The organism is Xanthomonas sp. WHRI 7065, assembly GCF_040203115.2.
In the GTDB taxonomy this organism is placed as follows: Bacteria; Pseudomonadota; Gammaproteobacteria; order Xanthomonadales; family Xanthomonadaceae; genus Xanthomonas; species Xanthomonas arboricola.
Genome location: NZ_CP168194.1, coordinates 4,912,501 through 4,930,682, shown reverse-complemented (window position 1 = coordinate 4,930,682; position 18,182 = coordinate 4,912,501). Strand labels below are relative to the sequence as shown.

At 68.8% G+C, this 18,182-nt stretch carries 11 protein-coding genes and 1 pseudogene; 9 read left to right on the top strand and 3 right to left on the bottom strand.

Translation table 11 applies throughout. The features are described from left to right. Positions 1-150: 150 nt before the first annotated feature. A pseudogene (locus tag ABQY64_RS20485) lies at positions 151-3,543 on the top strand (ATP-binding protein); the annotation flags it as partial. 822 nt (positions 3,544-4,365) lie between these two features. Continuing rightward, a complete protein-coding gene (locus tag ABQY64_RS20480; RefSeq protein ID WP_349779557.1) occupies positions 4,366-6,426 on the top strand; it encodes a TonB-dependent siderophore receptor in 2,061 nt (686 codons plus the stop codon). On the opposite strand, the gene ABQY64_RS20475 is transcribed toward ABQY64_RS20480, so the two are convergent. After that, positions 6,423-7,202 (bottom strand): TSUP family transporter, encoded by a 780-nt coding sequence (locus tag ABQY64_RS20475; protein ID WP_181098469.1) that lies wholly within the window; start codon positions 7,200-7,202, stop codon positions 6,423-6,425. The genes ABQY64_RS20480 and ABQY64_RS20475 overlap by 4 nt on opposite strands. A 90-nt stretch (positions 7,203-7,292) precedes the next feature. Here ABQY64_RS20475 and ABQY64_RS20470 point away from each other — a divergent pair, with 90 nt between their 5' ends. After that, positions 7,293-7,682 (top strand): YchJ family protein, encoded by a 390-nt coding sequence (locus ABQY64_RS20470; RefSeq protein WP_065033326.1) that lies wholly within the window; start codon positions 7,293-7,295, stop codon positions 7,680-7,682. Positions 7,683-7,854: 172 nt separating this feature from the next. Here ABQY64_RS20470 and ABQY64_RS20465 read toward each other — a convergent pair whose 3' ends face one another. Beyond that, positions 7,855-8,613, bottom strand: coding sequence for an SDR family oxidoreductase (locus ABQY64_RS20465; protein WP_349779556.1), 759 nt, complete (start codon positions 8,611-8,613; stop codon positions 7,855-7,857). 96 nt (positions 8,614-8,709) lie between these two features. On the opposite strand from ABQY64_RS20465, the gene ABQY64_RS20460 reads away from it, so the two are divergent. The 6 genes from ABQY64_RS20460 (at position 8,710) to bphP (ending at position 16,765) form a co-directional block, all read left to right on the top strand. Beyond that, on the top strand, positions 8,710-9,582 hold the full coding sequence (locus ABQY64_RS20460) for a LysR family transcriptional regulator (RefSeq protein ID WP_102585275.1): 873 nt from the start codon (positions 8,710-8,712) through the stop codon (positions 9,580-9,582). 264 nt (positions 9,583-9,846) lie between these two features. Further along, a complete protein-coding gene (locus tag ABQY64_RS20455) occupies positions 9,847-10,053 on the top strand; it encodes a hypothetical protein (protein WP_039518438.1) in 207 nt (68 codons plus the stop codon). Between the two features lie 315 nt (positions 10,054-10,368). Further along, the gene (locus tag ABQY64_RS20450) at positions 10,369-12,528 is read left to right on the top strand and encodes a lytic murein transglycosylase (protein WP_374151325.1); all 2,160 of its coding nucleotides are present in this window, start codon (positions 10,369-10,371) and stop codon (positions 12,526-12,528) included. A 380-nt stretch (positions 12,529-12,908) separates the two neighbouring features. Continuing rightward, a complete protein-coding gene (locus ABQY64_RS20445) occupies positions 12,909-14,174 on the top strand; it encodes a TCR/Tet family MFS transporter (RefSeq protein ID WP_349779554.1) in 1,266 nt (421 codons plus the stop codon). 99 nt (positions 14,175-14,273) lie between these two features. Next, a complete protein-coding gene (locus tag ABQY64_RS20440; RefSeq protein WP_016904736.1) occupies positions 14,274-14,867 on the top strand; it encodes a biliverdin-producing heme oxygenase in 594 nt (197 codons plus the stop codon). Beyond that, on the top strand, positions 14,864-16,765 hold the full coding sequence (bphP, locus tag ABQY64_RS20435; protein WP_349779553.1) for a bacteriophytochrome BphP: 1,902 nt from the start codon (positions 14,864-14,866) through the stop codon (positions 16,763-16,765). Before ABQY64_RS20440 ends, bphP begins: the two co-directional genes overlap by 4 nt. Before the next feature lie 172 nt (positions 16,766-16,937). Here the strand turns inward: bphP and ABQY64_RS20430 are convergent, their stop codons facing one another. Further along, positions 16,938-18,113 (bottom strand): benzoate/H(+) symporter BenE family transporter, encoded by a 1,176-nt coding sequence (locus tag ABQY64_RS20430; RefSeq protein WP_349779552.1) that lies wholly within the window; start codon positions 18,111-18,113, stop codon positions 16,938-16,940. Between the last annotated feature and the right edge of the window lie 69 nt (positions 18,114-18,182).

The window sequence follows — 18,182 nt, the reverse complement described above, 5'->3', positions numbered from 1 at the left end:
GGAGCGGCCCCGGCCGCGAAGGGGCCGTACCGAATCGCTCCCAGACCACAGCACCGCCACCAGCCCAGCAACACGCAACACCCCGCTACAAACAGTCCTGATGTGAGTCGTCTTCAGCGTTACCCGTCATCCCGTTTTGGTGAGTGAGCCATGAATTCCCAGTCCAACCTGTCGCCGGCGCAGCCGGGCGCGTCCCTGTTCACTGATTCGCTTGCCGAGCAGCGCGCGCAGCAGTTCCGCATGCGGCGGTTGCAGGTGCACAACTGGGGCACGTTCAACGGCTTGACCGAGGTGCCGATCGCCGAGAAGGGCTTCCTGTTCGTCGGGCGCTCCGGGTCGGGCAAGTCGACCCTGCTGGATGCGATGTCGGCGTTGCTGACCCCGCCCAGCATCGTCGACTTCAACGCCGCCGCACGCGAGGCCGAGCGCAGCGGGCGCGATCGCAGCCTGGTGTCGTATGTGCGCGGTGCCTGGGCCGATCAGCAGGACAGCGCCTCGGGCGAGATCGCCACCCAATACCTGCGCAAGGGCGCCACCTGGTCGGCGCTGGTGCTGGAATACCGCAACGCGCACGGCGAGACGGTCAGCCTGATTCGCCTGTTCTGGATCGCCGGCAGCGGCAATGCCGCGGCCGATGTGCGCCGCCATTACATGGTCGCGCCGCGCAGCTTCGATGTGGCCAGCGAGCTGGATGGCTTCGATCTGGATCTGCGCAGGCTCAAGGCACGTCTTGGGGAGGAGGTCGCGCATTTCGACGGCTTTGCCGGCTACGCAGAGCGCTTTCGGCATGCGCTGGGCATCGGCAACGAGATGGCGTTGCGGTTGCTGCACAAGACCCAGTCGGCCAAGAACCTGGGCGATCTCAATGTGTTCCTGCGCGGCTTCATGCTGGACGAGCCGCGCACGTTCGAGGCGGCCGACCGGCTGGTGGAGGACTTCGCCGAACTCGATGGCGCACACCATGCGGTGGTCACCGCACGCCGGCAGGTGGAAACACTCAGCCCGGCACGCGAGCACCATGCGGCGCTGATGGCCCTGCGCCACAGCGTCGGCGAGTTGCGCGAGCTGCAGCTGGGCGTGGACAGCTACCGCGAACAGCAGCGTCTGGCCTTGCTGGAGACGCGCCTGCAAGAACTCGACAGCCAGGACCGCGGGTTGGCCGGTGAAGAAGGCCAGCGGCGTGAGTCGCTGGACAATCACGAACAGAAGCTCGCCGGGCTGGAACGCGAACAACGCGCCGCCGGTGGCGAGCAGATCGAGGAACTCGAACGCGAGCGCGCCCGGGTCGAGCGCGAGCGCGACGAGCGCCTGCGGCGGCGCGTGCAGATCGAACAGGCCTGCCGCCAGCTCGGCACCGCCCTGGCCGCAGGCGCCAGCGGCTTTGCCGAGCAGATCGCGTACGCGCAGACCGTGCTCGAGAACGGCAAGCACGACGCCAGCGCGCTGGATGAGGCGATCGCCGAGCGCATGGGTGCGCGCCGCGACGATGAGCGGCGCTTTGCCGAGATCCGCGCCGAACTGGATGCGTTGAAGCGCGCGCCGTCCAGCATGCCGGCACCGATGCAGGCCTTGCGCGCGCGCCTGTGCGAGGACACCGGCATTGCCGAAGCGGCGTTGCCGTTCGTCGGCGAACTGGTGCAGGTGCGCGAGGATCAATCTGCCTGGCGCGGTGCGATCGAGCGCGTGCTGAGCGGTTTTGCGCAGTCGCTGCTGGTGGACGACCGCCATTACGCGCAGGTCAGCGAATGGGTCAACCGCACCCAGCTCGGCACGCGGCTGGTGTATTTCCGGGTGCGCCGCAACGATGCGCTGCATGCGCGCACGCCGGATGCGCGTGCATTGCCGGGCAAGCTGCAGCTGCGCGAGCATGCCTTCACCGAGTGGCTGCGCAACGAGTTGATGCGTCGCTTCGACTACGAATGCGTCGACAACGCCGCCGCGCTGCGCAATGCCGACCGCGCCATCACCCGCGAAGGGCAGGTCAAGCATCCCGGCGACCGTTATGAAAAGGACGACCGCCATGCGGTCAACGACCGCAAGCGCTGGTTGCTGGGCCACGACAACCGCGACAAGCTCAAGGTGTTCGAGCGCGAAGCGCAGACGCTTGCCCAGCGCATCGCCAGCTGCGATGCCGACGTGGCCGCGCTGCGCAAGCAACGCGAGCAGGACCAGGAACGGCAGCTGGCCGCGCACACGCTGGTCGAGCGCGACTGGGACGAGATTGATGTCGGCCCCAAGCTGCAGCGCCTGAGCGATATCGACGAACAGCTGCAGCAGCTGCGCGAAGGCAACAGCGGCCTGCGCGCGCTCGGCCAGGCGATCGAGACTGCACGCACCTTGCGCGACCAGGCCAAGCGCACCTACGAGGACGTGCGGCTGGAGCGCGCGCAGCTGGCACGCGAGCGGGTCCGGCTGGAACAGCAGCACGCTGCCTGTGCCAGCCGTGCCGGCACCGCCGCGCTCACGCCCACCCAGCTGCAGGGCCTGCGCGAGCGCCTGGCGGCGTTGGCACCGCTGTCGCTGGACAATCTGGAGGCGCATTTCCGCGTGGTCGAGCGTGGCCTGGCCGAGCAACTGGCCGAGAGCCAGGGCCGCGACAGCCGGCTCAGCGCGCAGCTGCTCGACTGCTTCCGCAAGTACTGCCAGCAATGGCCGGAGGACAGCGGCGATTTCACCGTGAGCCTGGCCAGTGCCGACGATTTTCTCGCGCGCCTGGATCGCCTGGAGAGCGATGGCCTGCCGCGCCACGAGCACCGCTTCTTCGATCTGCTGCAGACCCAGAGCAAGAACAACCTGCTGGCCCTGCAGCGCCACACCGCCGAGGCCCACAAGGGCATCAAGCAGCGCATGGACGAGGTCAACGCCAGTCTGGAGCAGGTGCCGTTCAATCGCGGCACGCTGCTGACCATCGAGGTCAGCGACCGTCGCCTGGGCGAGGTGCAGGAATTCCAGCAACAGCTGCGCGCGGTGCTGTCGCATCAACAGACCGAAGACCGCGCACTGGCCGAAGCGCAGTTTTCCACCCTGCGGGAGTTAGTGGCACGCCTGGGCGCGCAGGAACCGGACGCACGCCGCTGGCGCGAGCAGGTGCTGGACGTGCGCCAGCATGTGGAATTCATCGGTGTCGAATTGGATGCGCAGACCCGCGCGCAGGTGGAGATCTACCGCAGCGGCGCCGGCAAATCCGGCGGTCAGCGCCAGAAGCTGGCAACCACCTGCCTGGCGGCCGCATTGCGCTACCAGCTCGGTGGCGAAGACGGCGAACTGCCGCGCTACTGCGCGGTGGTGCTGGACGAAGCCTTCGACAAGGCCGACAACGAATTCACCGCGCTGGCGATGAACATCTTCGAGAACTTCGGTTTCCAGATGGTGGTGGCCACGCCGCTGAAATCGGTGATGACGCTGGAGCCGTTCATCGGCGGTGCCTGCTTTGTGGAAATCAGCGGCCGGCACAACTCCGGCGTGCTGCTGATCGAATACGACGAGCAGGCGCAGCGACTCCAGTTGCCCGAGCGCTCGCGCGGGGACGAGGCCGCTGCAGCGTTGACGGAACAGGCGGTGAGTGCTGCGCAGCGCGAGGATGCACCGCGTTCGACGCAGGGTGAAACGCGGATAGACAGCACCGGTGCCGTCTCTGGCGCTGAGGGCGCGGCACTTCAGGACGTCCCTGCACAGGACGACGTAGCAGCCGGGGCGAGCAAGCGCGCCAGCAAGGTCGCGCCGGCATCGACGCCGGCCGTTCAAGCCGCGCCGAAGCCATCAAAAACAGTCGCTGCCAGCGCACGTGCGGGATCAGGCAAGTCGGCAGCGGCGAAGGCCGCAGCGGGCAAGGCCGCATCTGCCAAGACTGCACCAGCCAAACCTGCATCAGCCAGGGGTGCATCGCCTGCGGCGGGCACAGCGCGCAAGCCGGCAACGCCGACCAAACCGGCCAAAACGCCAGCGAACACCGGGACGGCATCCAGGCGCGCGACCGCGTCCGTCAAACCGACTGCCAGGCCGAACAAAGCCGCGACAACAGCGGCAGCGCCGAAAAAGCCCGCTGCCAAGTCGACGGTAGCGACCAGGCGCGCCACCACATCGCTGGGTGGCGCAACCAAGGCAACCAGGGCAACTGCGGCGCGCAGCGCGGCCAGGCCCGCGCCAGCCAAGCCCGTGGCCAAGGCACGGGCTGCGTCCACGCGCGGATCTGCAGGCAAGCCGCGCGGAAAACGCTGAGCGCGCCACCTGGATGCCTGCGTCACCGCGCTGCGGTCGCAGGCGTCCAGGTCAGCAGCGCAGCAAGTGGGCGCGCGTAGATAAGAATCGTTATCATTATCGGCCCAGATGTGCCCGCTAGCGCACATCGTCCCGCTGAAGATCCCGATGACCCCACTGCCTGCGCCTCGCCACCTGTTGTTCGCGTCCCTGTTTGCCGCCATGCCGGCCGCTGCCCAGGAGGCCAGCCTGCTCGACGCCATCGTGGTCAGCGAAAAGCGCGCCCTGTACCGGCCGGAAAAGGCTGCCGGTGCCACCCGCACGCAGACGCCGGTGGAGCGCATTCCGCAGGCGATCCAGGTGGTGCCGCGTTCGGTCATCGACGAACAGCAGCTCACCCGGCTGGTGGATGTGGTGGCCAATGTCTCCAACGTGCAGCCCGGCGGCACCCAGGGCAATCGCTCGGAAACCTTCGTCATCCGCGGCTTCGAAGCGTCCTCGTATGCGGTCGACGGCATCCTGCTCAACCCGGCGCAGAACTTCACCGAGACCGTGCGCGATCTGGCCAATGTCGCCCAGGTGGAAGTGCTCAAGGGCCCGGCCGCGGTGCTGTACGGACGCGGCGAACCCGGCGGGGTGATCAATCTGGTCACGCTGCGCCCGGATGCGGTGTTCGGCGGCAACGCATCGGTGCAGGTGGCCGAACATGGCCTGCGCCGCGTGCAATCGACCGTCACCGGCCCGCTGAGCCCGACGCTGTCGGCACGGCTCAGCGCCGCCGCGCAGGAAACCGGCAGCTTTCGCGCCGCGCAGGCCGATGGCGATCGCGTGTTCGTGTCGCCCTCGCTGGCCTGGCGGCCGAACGCGCAGCTGCGCGCCGATCTGGATCTGGACTACACCCGCCAGACCAGCCCGGGCGATCGCGGGTTGGTCGCCATCGACGGGGTGGTGCGTGGCCCGGCGGAGCGCAGCTTCGGCGAGCCGTGGTCGCGCAATCACGGCACTTCGCGCACCGCACGCGGGCGCATCGAATATGACGCCAACGACTGGCTGACGCTGCGCCAGATCCTCAATCACCAGGACGGCGACAGCGGCCGCGACGTGGCCGACTTCACCGGCTTCAGCGCCGACCGCGCCTTCCTGCAGCGCCGCGCCGTGCGCCAGGACCAGCAGGTGCGCGCAACGACCTCGCAGACCGAAGCGCTGGCGCATTTCGCCACCGGCCCGCTGGGCCATCAGCTGCTGGCCGGCGCCGAGTACGTCGATGCGCATCGCCACACCGACGAAGCGCGCGCACCGCTGGCCCGCATCAGCGTGCGCAACCCGGTGCAGGGCCCCTTGCCGGGCAGCTATGTGCCGGCCCGCGAGATCGATGTCGATGCGCGCTATGCCGCGCTGTATGTGCAGGACCAGATCAGCATCGGCGAGCGTTGGGACGTGCTGGCCGGCGTGCGCTGGGATGACGTGCAGCAGACCACCATCGACAACGGCGCGCGCACCCGCGAAGACGGCCGGCGTGCATCGCCGCGCATCGGCGTGGTGTGGAAGGCGGCGCCGCAGCTGTCGTTGTACGCCAATACCTCCACGTCGTTCCGGCCGCGCAGCGCCACGCTGTTTTCCGGCGGCAGTGCACCACCGGAGACCGGCCGCCAGTACGAGCTCGGCCTGAAGAGCGCGCTGTTCGACAACCGCGTGCTCGCCACCGCCGCCGCGTTCCAGATCACCAAGGACAACGTCGCCACCAGCGATCCGGACAACAGCGGCTTCGTGCTGGTCACCGGCCAGCAACGCGTGCGCGGGCTGGAGCTGGACATCACCGGCGAGCTCACCCGGAACTGGCGGCTGATTCTGGGCGCCGGCTATCTGGATGCGCAGGTCACCCGCGACACCGTCATCCCGGCCGGCAACCGCCTGCGCGGCGTACCGCGGGTCAGCGCCAGTCTGTGGAGCACCTATCACGTCGCCAGCGGGCCGCTGTACGGCCTGACCCTGGGCGCCGGCGCGGTGCATGTGGGCGAGCGCGAAGGAGATCTCGCCAACAGCTATCGCATTGCCGGCTACACGCGCTTCGATGCCTCGGCGGCGTACCGCTTCGGTGGCCGTTACCAACTGGCGCTGATGCTGCGCAATGTCGCCAACCGTTTCTACATCGAGCAACCGGTGACGCAGACCACCAATTATCCCGGCGCACCGCGCACCTTGTCGGCGACGCTGAGTATGGATTTCTAAACGCCGTGCAGCAGATCCCAGCCCATCTTGCCGATCAGCACGATAACCAGCACCAGGAACAGGGTGCGGATCAGCGGCGTGCCGCCGCGTAGCGCCATCCGCGTGCCGGCGACCGCACCGGCCACGTTGGCCACCGCCATCGGGATGCCGATCGCCAGCATCACCTGGCCGCTGGGCAGGAAGAACGACAGCGCCGCCAGGTTGGTGGCCAGGTTCACCACCTTGGCCGCGGCCGAGGCGCGCAGAAAGTCCAGCCCGAAGAAGCGGATGAACAGGAAGATCAGGAAACTGCCGGTACCGGGCCCGAAGAACCCGTCGTAGAACCCGATCGCCGCGCCCATCGCCAAGGCAGTAATCAGTTCGCGCCGGCCGATCTGGCGTGGCCGATGCAGCGCACCGAAGTCCTTTTTGATCAGCGTGTAGACCAGCATCGCGATCAGCAGCACCAGGATCAGCGGCCGCACTGCCTGCTTGGGCATCAGGCTGACCGCGGTCGCGCCCAGAAACGAAAACGTAAACGCCGCCACCGTGGCGTACAGCACCGGCCGCCACGGAAAGCGCACGGTGCGCGCATAGCGCCATGCCGAGGCACCGGTGCCGAACATCGCGCTGAACTTGTTGGTGCCCAGGATCAGCGACGGCGCCTGCTGCGGCAGGGTGGCAAACAATCCCGGCAACTGGATCAGGCCACCGCCGCCGACCGCCGCATCCACCAGCCCGGCGACAAAAGCGATGCACAGCAGCCACGGCAACTCGGTGGGAATCAGTTCCAGCAAGGCGGCGCTCCGCACGACGGGGCGACAGCATAAACGCGCAGAAACTCCGACTCCCACTTCGCCGCTTCCCAATTCCCGCACAATCACCAGATGCCGACTTCCATACCCACCGATCCCTGTCCCTGCGGCCGCGCCGCCACCTACGCGCAGTGCTGCGGGCACTACCACGCCGGCGCTGCCGCGCCCGATGCCGAAACCCTGATGCGTGCGCGCTACAGCGCCTACGTCCGCCGCGATGTGGCGTACCTGCTCGCCAGCTGGCATCCGTCCACGCGCCCACCCGAGCTGTCGCTGGACGAGGGCGGCCGCACCACCTGGCTCGGCCTGACCGTGCAACGCGCCATCGAGACCGGTACCGACACCGCCGAAGTGGCGTTCCTGGCCCGCTACCGCATCGGCGGCGGCAGCGCGGTGCGCATGACCGAACACAGCCGCTTCGTGCGCGAAGACGGCCGCTGGTATTACCTCGACGCGCGCTGAGCACGGCCCGGCACTGTCGCTGCCGGGACACCACCAGGACGCGGCAGGGTCTAACGCTCGTCGGCACCTGCGTGCGGGCACCGCGCCGCTGCGGCCGCGGCCCTGGACGCTGCGGCCGATATCGGCCTGCCGGGCCCCTACCGGCCCTCGGTAACGTCGGTGGTCGGTCGTACTAGTGGGCGAAGGCGTGCAGGCCGCCGTCCACGGCAATCACCTCACCGGTCAGATAGCGTGCAAGGGGCGAGGCCAGATAGGCGACCAGATGAGCGATGTCGTCGGGTTCGCCGAAGTAGCCGATCGGCACATGGCGCGCGATGAAGGCCTGGCGCGCTTCCGGCGTGGGATGGAGCTTGTCCAGCACTTGTTCGGAGTTGATGCGTCCCGGTGCGATGGTATTAACCGTGATGCCCTCGGCCGCCAGCTGCGAGGCCATTCCCTTGGCCCAGAACTGCAGCGCTGCCTTCGCCGCGCCGGCGCCGTTGACCTCGCGGGGCTCCATGCTGCCGCTGAAGTTGATGATCCTGCCCCAGCGCCGGTGGCGCATGCCGCGCAGCAGGGCCTGGGTCATGCGCCGGGCACTGCCGAAGTTGAGCGCGAAGGCTTCGTCCCAGTCCGCATCGCTGGCCTCCAGCGCAAAAGGGCGTGCGCCACCGGCGGTATTGACCAGGATCTCGATCCGGCCCAGCGCTTGGCAGGCATCCCGGGCGATGCGCGTGATCTCGGTCGCGCTGGTGATGTCGCCGGGGATCACCAGCGGGCGCGGGTGACCCTGTGCCGCGATGTCGCTGGCCAGCTGTTCCAGCCTGTCGGCGCGGCGCGCGGTGATCGCCAGCTGTACCCCCTCGGCCGCCAGCACGCGGGCGATGCCGGCGCCGATTCCGGTGCTGGCGCCGGTCACCAGTGCCGTGTGTTCACGCAATTGCAGATCCATCGACAACGTCCGTCTGAGTGAGGGCCCCAGCCTGATCCGTTATCGAGCCGCGATAAACGCCGTTATCCTGCATTGATTGGCAACCAGGAGTGTTGAATGGATCTGCTGGACAGCATGCAGGTGTTCGTCCGCGTGGTGGACGGCGGCAGCCTCGCCGCGGCGGCGCAAGCGCATGGCATTTCCCCGACCATGGCTGGCAACCACCTGCGCGCCCTGGAGCAACGTCTCGGTCTGCAGTTGCTGGTGCGGACCACGCGACGGCAACGATTGACCGCGTTTGGCGAGGCCTACTACGGGCGTTGCCGGGAGATTCTTGAGCTGGTCGCCGATACACAGGTGCAGGCCGACGGTCAGCGCCTGGAACCGGCCGGGCCGCTGCGGGTCGCCGCACCGGTGTCGTTCGGAACTTATGGGCTCACGCCGGTGCTTGGCGAGTATCTGCAGCGCCATCCCCAGGTGAGCCTGGATCTGCAGCTCAGCGATCGGGTGCAGGATCTGGTCGACGAGGGCATCGATGTAGCCGTCCGCATCGGGGCGCTGGGCGAGTCCTCGCTGGTGGCGCGCGCGCTGCAGCCTTATCGCCTGTGGTGCTGCGCGACGCCGGCCTATCTGCACCGCAACGGTACCCCGCAACGGCTTGCCGAGCTGGCCGGGCACCAATGCCTGGGGATGGATGCCAAGGCGCTCGGCCAGTGGCAGGACTACACCGGCGAGCGAATCGGCCCGCTGTCGCGCGCGCAGTTGCATCTCACCAGCGGCCCGGCCTTGCACCTGGCGGCCTTGCAGGGCCTGGGCATCGTGCTGCAGCCGGCGTTCCTGTTGCGTGCCGACGTGGAAGCGGGCCGGCTGGTGCGGCTGTTTCAGGACCGGGAGCTGCACCGTCCACTAAGTGTGCTCTATCCCCAAACCCGCTGGCGCTCGGTCACGGTACGCAGCTTCGTCGATTTCCTGCTGGAGCGGTTTGCCTGAAGCCGCCGGGCGTCAGACGGACCCCGTGGCAACGCGCGTTGCCGGAGCCTGGCTGGAACGGCGAGCGTGCGGGGCGATCAATGCGCCGCGTTGCTGCTGCAATCACGCGAGCTGTCTCCATCGCCCGCGTGAGCTGACGCGATAGCCGGCACCCCCGTTCGTCCGACGAACGGCAGGCAAGGCCGTGCTTTCTCGACGCCACGTTCGCAGCCGATCCCGGAAGCTTGCCGCCTCGGCGGAGCTCGCCGCGGGGCGGACACGATGATGGCAACCTTCAATCTCTGGCAGTGGGTGCTTGTGGCCATCGTGGTGTTCGCGATCGTGCTGCCGGCGTGCCTGGCCACGGCACTGATCTGGTTCGGCCCCCGCCACGACGCCCCGCGCAGGGCGCGCGCCCGACGTATGTCCGACACCAGCCCCTCCAGCCCGGCGCTGTCGCTGCTGACCGGCATCACCGGCGACGGCAGCTAGGCGCGGCGATCGACGCGGCTGGGTTGCCGCGGCGTCCTCACCAAGCGGGCCGGACCAACGCCACTCCATTGGCGCGCAACATCACCCTTTGACTGGCGCTACATGGCCTCTGCGCCGCACTCACCCCTCTGAAAAGCGCGCGTACCGCACAGTCACCCCTGCGTGTCGCTGCCGACCACCGCAGCGCACGATACCGTCGCGACATCACGACCTGCACGCCTGCAACCAGCCAGGTTGGCTATCCTCGGCGGCTCGACCTGCCGCAGGAGCGCTCCACCGCATGACCTCCGTCCACACGCCGGCCATCGTGCCGTGATGCCGACCCGGCGCGTTCTGCCTGCGCTGTTGGCGCTGGCGCCGCTGATCGCCTGCGCCGATCCGGCCTTCGACCGCTGCCTGGCCGGCCTGCAGACCCAGGCCGCCGCCAAGGGCGTGGGGGCCGCCGACTTCCAGCGCTTCACCGCCGGCCTGGCGCCCGATCCCAGCGTGTTGCCGCTGCTCGATGCCCAGCCCGAGTTCACCACCCCGATCTGGGACTACCTCGCCAGCCTGGTCGACAGCCAGCGTGTCGCCGACGGCCAAGCCATGCTGGCCACCCACCGCGATTTGCTTACCCGCCTGTCCGAACAGACCGGGGTCGATCCGGCCACCATCGTGGCGGTCTGGGGCGTGGAGAGCGACTACGGCCGTGTCACCGGCAAGCGCCCGCTGCTGGTCTCGCTGGCCACGCTGTCGTGCGCGGGCCGCCGCCAGCCGTTCTTCCGTGGCGAATTTCTCGCCTTGCTCGGCCTGCTGCAGCAAGGCGATCTGTCGCCGGATGGCTTGACCGGCTCCTGGGCCGGCGCCTTCGGGCAGACCCAGTTCATGCCCTCGACCTATGCCCGCATCGCGGTGGACGGCGACGGCGACGGCCGCCGCGACCTGGTCGCCAGCATTCCCGACGCGCTGGCCTCCACCGCCAACTATCTGGTCAAGGCCGGCTGGGAGCGCGCCCGCTCCTGGGGCATGGAAGTCCGCCTGCCTGCCGGCTTCGATGCCAGCAAGGCCGGCCGCACCCGGCGCCAACCGCTGCAGGCCTGGCAAAACGCCGGCCTGCTCGGCACCGACGGCAAGGCGCTGGCACCGGCCGGTCTGCCCGCCGACACCCCGGCCGCCCTGCTGCTGCCGGCCGGTGCGACCGGCCCGGCATTCCTGGTGTTCCGCAACTACGACGCGATCTACGCCTACAACGCCGCCGAAAGCTACGCGCTGTCGATCGCCCTGCTCGCCGACCGGCTGCGCGGCGGCGCCGGCCTGGTCGCCGCCTGGCCCACCGACGACCCCGGCCTGGGCCGCCCCGAACGGCGCGAACTGCAGCAGTTGCTGCTGGCCCGCGGCCACCTGATCGGCGAGGCCGACGGCATGATCGGCACCGCCAGCCGGCGCGCCATCCAGGTCGAGCAGACCCGCCTGGGCCTGCAGCCGGCCGACGGCCGCCCCGGCCAACGCATCCTTACCGCCCTGCGCGCCGCCCCGCCGGTCGCCGGCGCGGCGGCCATCCGCGCCACGGCGTTCAAGCTGCCGGCCGCCTATCCCGCATTCGTCCAATCCCCCATCGTCCAGAAGGCACCCCCCATGTCCGACCTCACCGGCCTGCGCACAGGCGACTTCCACGGCTTTCCCTCGCTGTTGATCGACACCCCGTTCTCCACTGCGGCCATCAGCCTGTTCGGCGGCCAACTGCTGTCGTTCGTGCCCAAGGGCGGGCAGGACGTGATGTGGCTGTCGCCCACCGCCAAGCAGCCGCCCACCCCGATCCGCGGCGGCGCGCCGGTGTGCTGGCCGTACTTCGGCCGCCAGGACCAGACCGGCGAGGTCCCTGCGCATGGCTTCGTGCGCACCGTGCCCTGGCAGCTCACCGAGAGCCGGCGCGAGGACGACGGCACCCTGGTGCTCACGCTGACTCCGCCCAGCTTCGACGACCTGGCGCTGCGCCTGCGCATGACCCTGCGCATTGGCCGCACCCTTGAACAAAGCCTGATCACCGAAAACACCAGCCCGGCCCCGGTGCGCTTCACCCAGGCGCTGCACAACTACTTCCGCGTCGGCGACGCGCTCACCGTCAGCGTGCAGGGCCTGGACGGGCTGGACTACCTCGACAAGTACGAGAACTACGCCACCGCCCACCGCCAGCAGGGCGACTGGAGCCTGCGCGACCCACGCGACCCCGGCCGCAGCGACCGCATCTACACCAACGCCGGCGGCCGCTACACCCTGACCGACCCGGTGCTCGGCCGCCGCATCGTCATCGCCACCCAGGGCAGCCGCTCGCTGGTGGCCTGGAACCCGGGCCAAGAGGCAGCCGCCAAGATGGCCGACGTGGGCGAGGGCTGGCGCGATTACGTCTGCCTGGAAGCGGCCAACGCCGGCCCGGACGTCATCGAACTCGCCCCCGGTGCCAGCCACACGCTGACCCAGACCATCAGCGTCGAGTAAGCGCAAGTTGGCACCAGGATCGCCCAGATCCTGCGCTGCCTTCCAAAACAGGAAAGAAGCAGCACGGCTCCCTTCTCCCACCGGGAGAAGGGGCCCCGGCGGGGCGGACGAGGGTGCGGGCGAAGCCTCGTGTCACCTCACAATTCCTGTGGCTTCGTCCATACCCTCATCCCAACCCGCGCTCGGCGCCCCGGCCCACGCATGAGGCGCGGGCCCTTCAGGGCACGCGCGCCAGTGGCGCGCAAGCCATGCCTTCTCGCCCCGCAGGAGAGGGGCTTTGAGTGATGGGGGCGTTGGGCGTATCAGGCGACAGCTCATCCCCACAACTGCGCCACCCAGTCCACCGCTACACTCGCCGCTTCGCCCCACTGCGCAGCGCGATGTCCCTCCCAGCAGATTCCGCTCCCGCCACGGGCCGGCGCCGCGCCGCGCTGATCTTTATCTTCATCACCGTGCTGATCGACGTGCTGTCGTTCGGCGTGATCATTCCGGTGCTGCCGGATCTGGTGCGCCAGTTCACCGGGGGCGACTACGCCATCGCCGCCGGCTGGATCGGCTGGTTCGGCTTTTTGTTTGCCGCCATCCAGTTCGTCTGCTCGCCGCTGCAGGGCACCTTGTCCGACCGCTACGGCCGCCGCCCGGTGATCCTGCTTTCCTGCCTGGGGCTGGGCCTGGACTTCATCCTGATGGCGGTCGCCCATTCCCTGCCGATGCTGCTGCTGGCGCGGGTGATCTCCGGGGTGTGCTCGGCCAGCTTTTCCACCGCCAACGCCTACATCGCCGACGTCACTCCGGCCGATAAACGCGCCGGCGCGTTCGGCATGCTTGGCGCCGCGTTCGGTATTGGCTTTGTCGCCGGGCCGTTGATCGGCGGCTGGCTGGGCAGCATCGGCCTGCGCTGGCCGTTCTGGTTTGCCGCCGGGCTGGCGCTGGTGAACGTGCTGTATGGCTGGTTCGTGCTGCCCGAATCCTTGCCTGCCGAACGCCGCACGCCACGCTTGGACTGGTCGCATGCCAACCCGCTCGGCGCGCTCAAACTGCTGCGCCGTTATCCGCAGGTGTTCGGCCTGGCCTCGGTGGTGTTTCTGGCCAACCTGGCGCACTACGTCTATCCCAGCATCTTCGTGCTGTTCGCCGGTTATCAATACCACTGGGGCCCGCGCGAGGTGAGCTGGGTGCTGGCCGGCGTCGGCGTGTGCAGCATCATCGTCAATGCGCTGCTGGTCGGCCGGCTGGTGCGCTGGCTGGGCGAACGCCATGCGCTGCTGCTGGGTCTGGGTTGCGGGGTGGTCGGTTTCGTCATCTACGGGCTGGCCGACAGCGGCACCACGTTCCTGATCGGCGTGCCGATCAGCGCGTTCTGGGCCATCGCCGCCCCGGCCGCGCAGGCCTTGATCACCCGCGAGGTCGGCGCCGATGCGCAGGGCCGCGTGCAGGGTGCGCTGACCAGCCTGGTCAGTCTGGCCGGCATTGCCGGTCCGCTGCTGTTTGCCAATGTGTTCGCCTGGTTTATCGGCACGGGCGCACCGCTGCATCTGCCCGGCGCACCCTGGTTGCTGGCGGGTTTTCTGCTGGCCGCAGGCTGGGTCATGGCCTGGCGCCGGGCGGGGCGGGGGGCCGGCATGGCCCCCGCGGCACAGGGGTGATGCCAACCTATTCAGCTTGTGCTCGCGCCCGATTTATCTGATTTGCGCAGTCACTGCTAGGCTGGTGTCCTCCGTGCTGCGGCACCGCCTCGACTCCCTATGTGTCCTGACACCCTGGCTGTTCCGCCCTCGGCCGCGCTCGTGCTGCGCCATGCCACGCAGGACACCCACCGCCTGGTCGAAACGGTTCCGCTGATGCAGGCGCTGGGGCAGGGGCAGGTCGATCGCGCTGCCTACGCGCTGATCCTGCGCCGGCACCATGCGCTGCTGGCCGGCTTCGAAGCGCAACTGAGCGACTGGCTCAGCACCCTGATCGGCACCGGCTGGCAGTATCGCCGCCGCGTCCCGGCCCTGCGCGAGGACCTGCACACGCTCGGGCAGCCGCCGCAGGCGCCCATCGCGGCGCCTGCCGCCGGCAACGATGCCGCGCGCTGGGGCATGCTCTACGTCATCGAAGGCTCGCAACTCGGCGGGCGGATGATCGCGCGCACCTTGCGCAAGCAGCAGCCCGCGCTGGCTGATGCCTTGCGCTATTTCGAACTGGCCAACGACGACCCGGCCGGCTGGCGCCGTTTCCAGGCCGTGCTCGATCAACGCCTGGACACCTCTTCCGCGCGCGAGGCCGCCATCGACGGTGCGCAGCGCATGTTTGCCCACTTCCACACCTGTCTTGCAGCGGAGCCGCGCCCGTGAATCAGCCCACCGAACCCCTGGATATGGATGTCTGTGCGCGTGAGCCGATCCATATCCCCGGCCTGATCCAGCCGTACGGCGTGCTGCTGGTGATCGAGCCGGCCGACGGCCGCATCGTGCAGGCCAGCACCACCGCCGCCGACCTGCTCGGCGTGCCGCTGGCCGAGCTGCTGGGCATGGTCTACACCCACGTGCTGGAACTGCCCGGCGAGCAGCCATTCGCGGTCGAGGACCAGGCGCAGCACCTGCTGCATGCCGACGTGCGCTTTCCCTTGCGTGCAGCACCCACCGACCACCCCTGGGTGGCCGCCTGGCATCTGTATCCGGAGCAGTGGCTGGTGGAAATCGAGCCGCGCGACGCACGCCTGATGGACGTCACCCTGCGCGAAGCGCTGCCGCTGCTGCGCAGCATCGAGCGCGATCCCGGCATCGCCGAAGCCGCCGTGCGCGCCGCCAAGGGGCTGCGCAGCATGATCGGCTTCGACCGGGTGATGGTGTACCGCTTCGACGAAGAGTGGAATGGCGACATCATCGCCGAAGCGCGCCAGCCCGAGCTGGATGCCTATCTCGGCCTGCATTACCCGGCCACCGACATCCCGGCCCAGGCGCGCGCGCTGTACCTGCGCAACCGCGTCCGCCAGATCGCCGACGTCGGCTATCGGGCCTCGCCGATCGAACCCACCCTGCATCCGCGCCTGGGCACCCCGGTGGACCTGAGCGATGTCAGCCTGCGCAGCGTCTCGCCGGTGCATCTGGAATACCTGGCCAACATGGGCGTGACCGCCACGCTGGTGTCCTCGATTGTTGTCAACGACGCGCTGTGGGGGCTGATCGCCTGCCACCACTACAGCCCGCACTTCACCAGCCACGCCATGCGTGATGCCACCGATGCGGTGACCCGCGCGCTGGCCGGGCGCATCGGCGGATTGCAGGCGGTGGCGCGTGCGCACATGGAATCGGTGCTGCTCACCGTGCGCGAGAAGCTGATCACCGACTTCAATGACGCCGACCAGATGACCGTGGAAATGCTCGCCGACATGGCGCCCGACCTGATGGACGTGGTCGACGCCGACGGCGTGGCGATCTTCCATGGCGGCGAGATCAGCCGGCATGGCAGCACCCCGGACGCGGCCGCGCTGCGCCGCATCCGCGACCACATCGAATCCGAACACCACGATGCCCTGCGCGAAGATGCGGTCGGCGCCCTGCATGTGGATGCGATCGGCGAGGTGTTCCCCGAGCTGGCCGACCTCGCCCCGCTGGCGGCCGGTTTCATTTTCGTGCCGCTGATGCCGCAGTCGCGCAGCGCCTTGCTGTGGACCCGCCGCGAGCAGGTTCAGCAGGTCAAATGGGCCGGCAATCCGCAGCTGGCCAAGCTGCAGGACATTCCCAATTCGCGCTTGTCGCCACGCAAGAGCTTCGACCTGTGGCAGGAAACCGTGCGCGGTCGCGCGCGACGCTGGTCGCCGCTGCACCTGGAATCGGCGCGCAGCCTGCGCGTGCTGATCGAACTGATGGAGCGCAAGCGCTTCCAGCAGGATTTCACCTTGCTCGAAGCCTCGCTTTCGCGCCTGCGCGATGGCGTGGCCATCATCGAACGCGGCAGCGCGGACGCGCACCGGCTGATGTTCGTCAATCCGGCCTTCGCAGAACTCAGCCAGACCGAAGTGGCCGACCTGATCGGTTGCGACATCCTGTCCCTGCTGGCCAGCGATGCCGCCCCGTCCAAGGTAGAGCTGCTCGAAGACGCGCTGCGGCAAGGACGCGCCGCCTATGTCACCCTGCCGCTGCGCTCGCAGGGGGGCGCGCCGGTCTATCGCCAGTTCCACCTCGAACCGCTGCCCAGCCCCAATGGCGTCACTGCCCATTGGCTGCTGCAGCTACGCGACCCGGAATAAGCGCGGCCCGCAACCGAATCGTCTGGCGCGGCCAGGAGTGGTTGGCAAACGTCGCGAGCAGTCGCCAGCGGGGTGCGGACGGAGCGGACGGAGCGGAAGTACCGCAGTGTTGAGGACTCCGCGCATCGGCCGCGCCCGCCTGGCGGTGCGCGCCGTCGTTTTGATCGCTGCCCTAGGCGCGCGGTCGCAACACCAGCAAGGTGATCGTCCCGGCCACCAGGCCCCAGAACGAGGCGCCGATCCCGCCCAGCGTCAGTCCCGATGCGGTCACCAGGAAGGTGATCAAGGCCGCTTCGCGCTCGCTGTCCTGCTGCAAGGCGGCCGCCAGGCTGTTGCCGATCGTGCCCAGCAAGGCGATCCCGGCGATGGCCATCACCAGCTCGCGCGGAAAGGCGGCAAACACCGCCGCCACGGTCGCGCCGAACACGCCGATCAGCACATAGAACACGCCCGCGCTCACCGCGGCGGTGTAACGCCGCGCCGGATCCTCGTGCGCCTCGCGGCCCATGCAGATCGCCGCGGTGATGGCCGCCAGGTTCAAGGCATAGCCACCGAACGGTGCCAGCAGCGTATTGACCACCCCGATCCAGCCGATCGTCGGCGAGATCGGTACCGCGTAGCCGGAAGCGCGGATCACCGCCACGCCCGGCACGTTCTGCGAGGCCATGGTGACCACGAGCAACGGAATCGCCAGCCCGAACAACGCCGCCCACGACAACGACGGCACCACCAGCACCGGCCGGGCCAGTTCAAGCTGCACGCTCTTCCACTGCATCAACCCGCTGCCGGCCGCAATCGCCACGCCGACCAACAAGGTCGCGATCACCGCATAGCGCGCAAACCAGCGCCGCCCGGCCAGATAGGCCGCCAGCATCGCCAGTGCCAGCCACACCTGGCTCTGCATCGCCACGAATAGGTCCAGCCCGAAATGCAACAACACCCCGGCCAACATGCCCGAGGCCAGCGAGATCGGAATGCGCCGCATCGCCTTCTCAAACAAGCCCGAGAAGCCGGCCAGCATGCCAAGCACCGCCGCCAGCACAAACGCGCCGACCGCTTCGCGCAACGGCACCCCGGCCGCACTGCCGATCAACATCGCCGCACCCGGCGTGGACCAGGCCGTCACCACCGGCACCCGGTAGCGCAACGACAGGCCGATGCAGGTCACGCCCATGCCGATGCCGAGCGCCCACATCCACGAGGCGATCTGCGCCTGGTCCGCGCCCAGGTGACGCGCCGCCTCGAACACGATCACTGCAGAACTGGCAAAGCCCACCAGCACCGTGACAAAGCCCGCAGCAATCGCAGGCAGGGACAGATCGCGAAGCAGGCTGCGGGAAGGAGACATCGGGAGCTCTCTATCTAGTGCATGCATTCTTACCGAGCGCGCCGATGATCGATAGCGCAGCACCTTGCG

Bases quoted from the DNA above. Each gene is read 5' to 3' on its own strand.
- ABQY64_RS20450 (WP_374151325.1), top strand. From the start codon at position 10,369: ATGCCGACCCGGCGCGTTCTGCCTGCGCTGTTGGCGCTGGCGCCGCTG.
- ABQY64_RS20465 (WP_349779556.1), bottom strand. From the start codon at position 8,613: ATGGATCTGCAATTGCGTGAACACACGGCACTGGTGACCGGCGCCAGC.
- ABQY64_RS20445 (WP_349779554.1), top strand. From the start codon at position 12,909: ATGTCCCTCCCAGCAGATTCCGCTCCCGCCACGGGCCGGCGCCGCGCC.
- ABQY64_RS20455 (WP_039518438.1), top strand. From the start codon at position 9,847: ATGGCAACCTTCAATCTCTGGCAGTGGGTGCTTGTGGCCATCGTGGTG.
- ABQY64_RS20460 (WP_102585275.1), top strand. From the start codon at position 8,710: ATGGATCTGCTGGACAGCATGCAGGTGTTCGTCCGCGTGGTGGACGGC.
- ABQY64_RS20430 (WP_349779552.1), bottom strand. From the start codon at position 18,113: ATGTCTCCTTCCCGCAGCCTGCTTCGCGATCTGTCCCTGCCTGCGATT.
- ABQY64_RS20470 (WP_065033326.1), top strand. From the start codon at position 7,293: ATGCCGACTTCCATACCCACCGATCCCTGTCCCTGCGGCCGCGCCGCC.
- ABQY64_RS20440 (WP_016904736.1), top strand. From the start codon at position 14,274: ATGTGTCCTGACACCCTGGCTGTTCCGCCCTCGGCCGCGCTCGTGCTG.
- ABQY64_RS20480 (WP_349779557.1), top strand. From the start codon at position 4,366: ATGACCCCACTGCCTGCGCCTCGCCACCTGTTGTTCGCGTCCCTGTTT.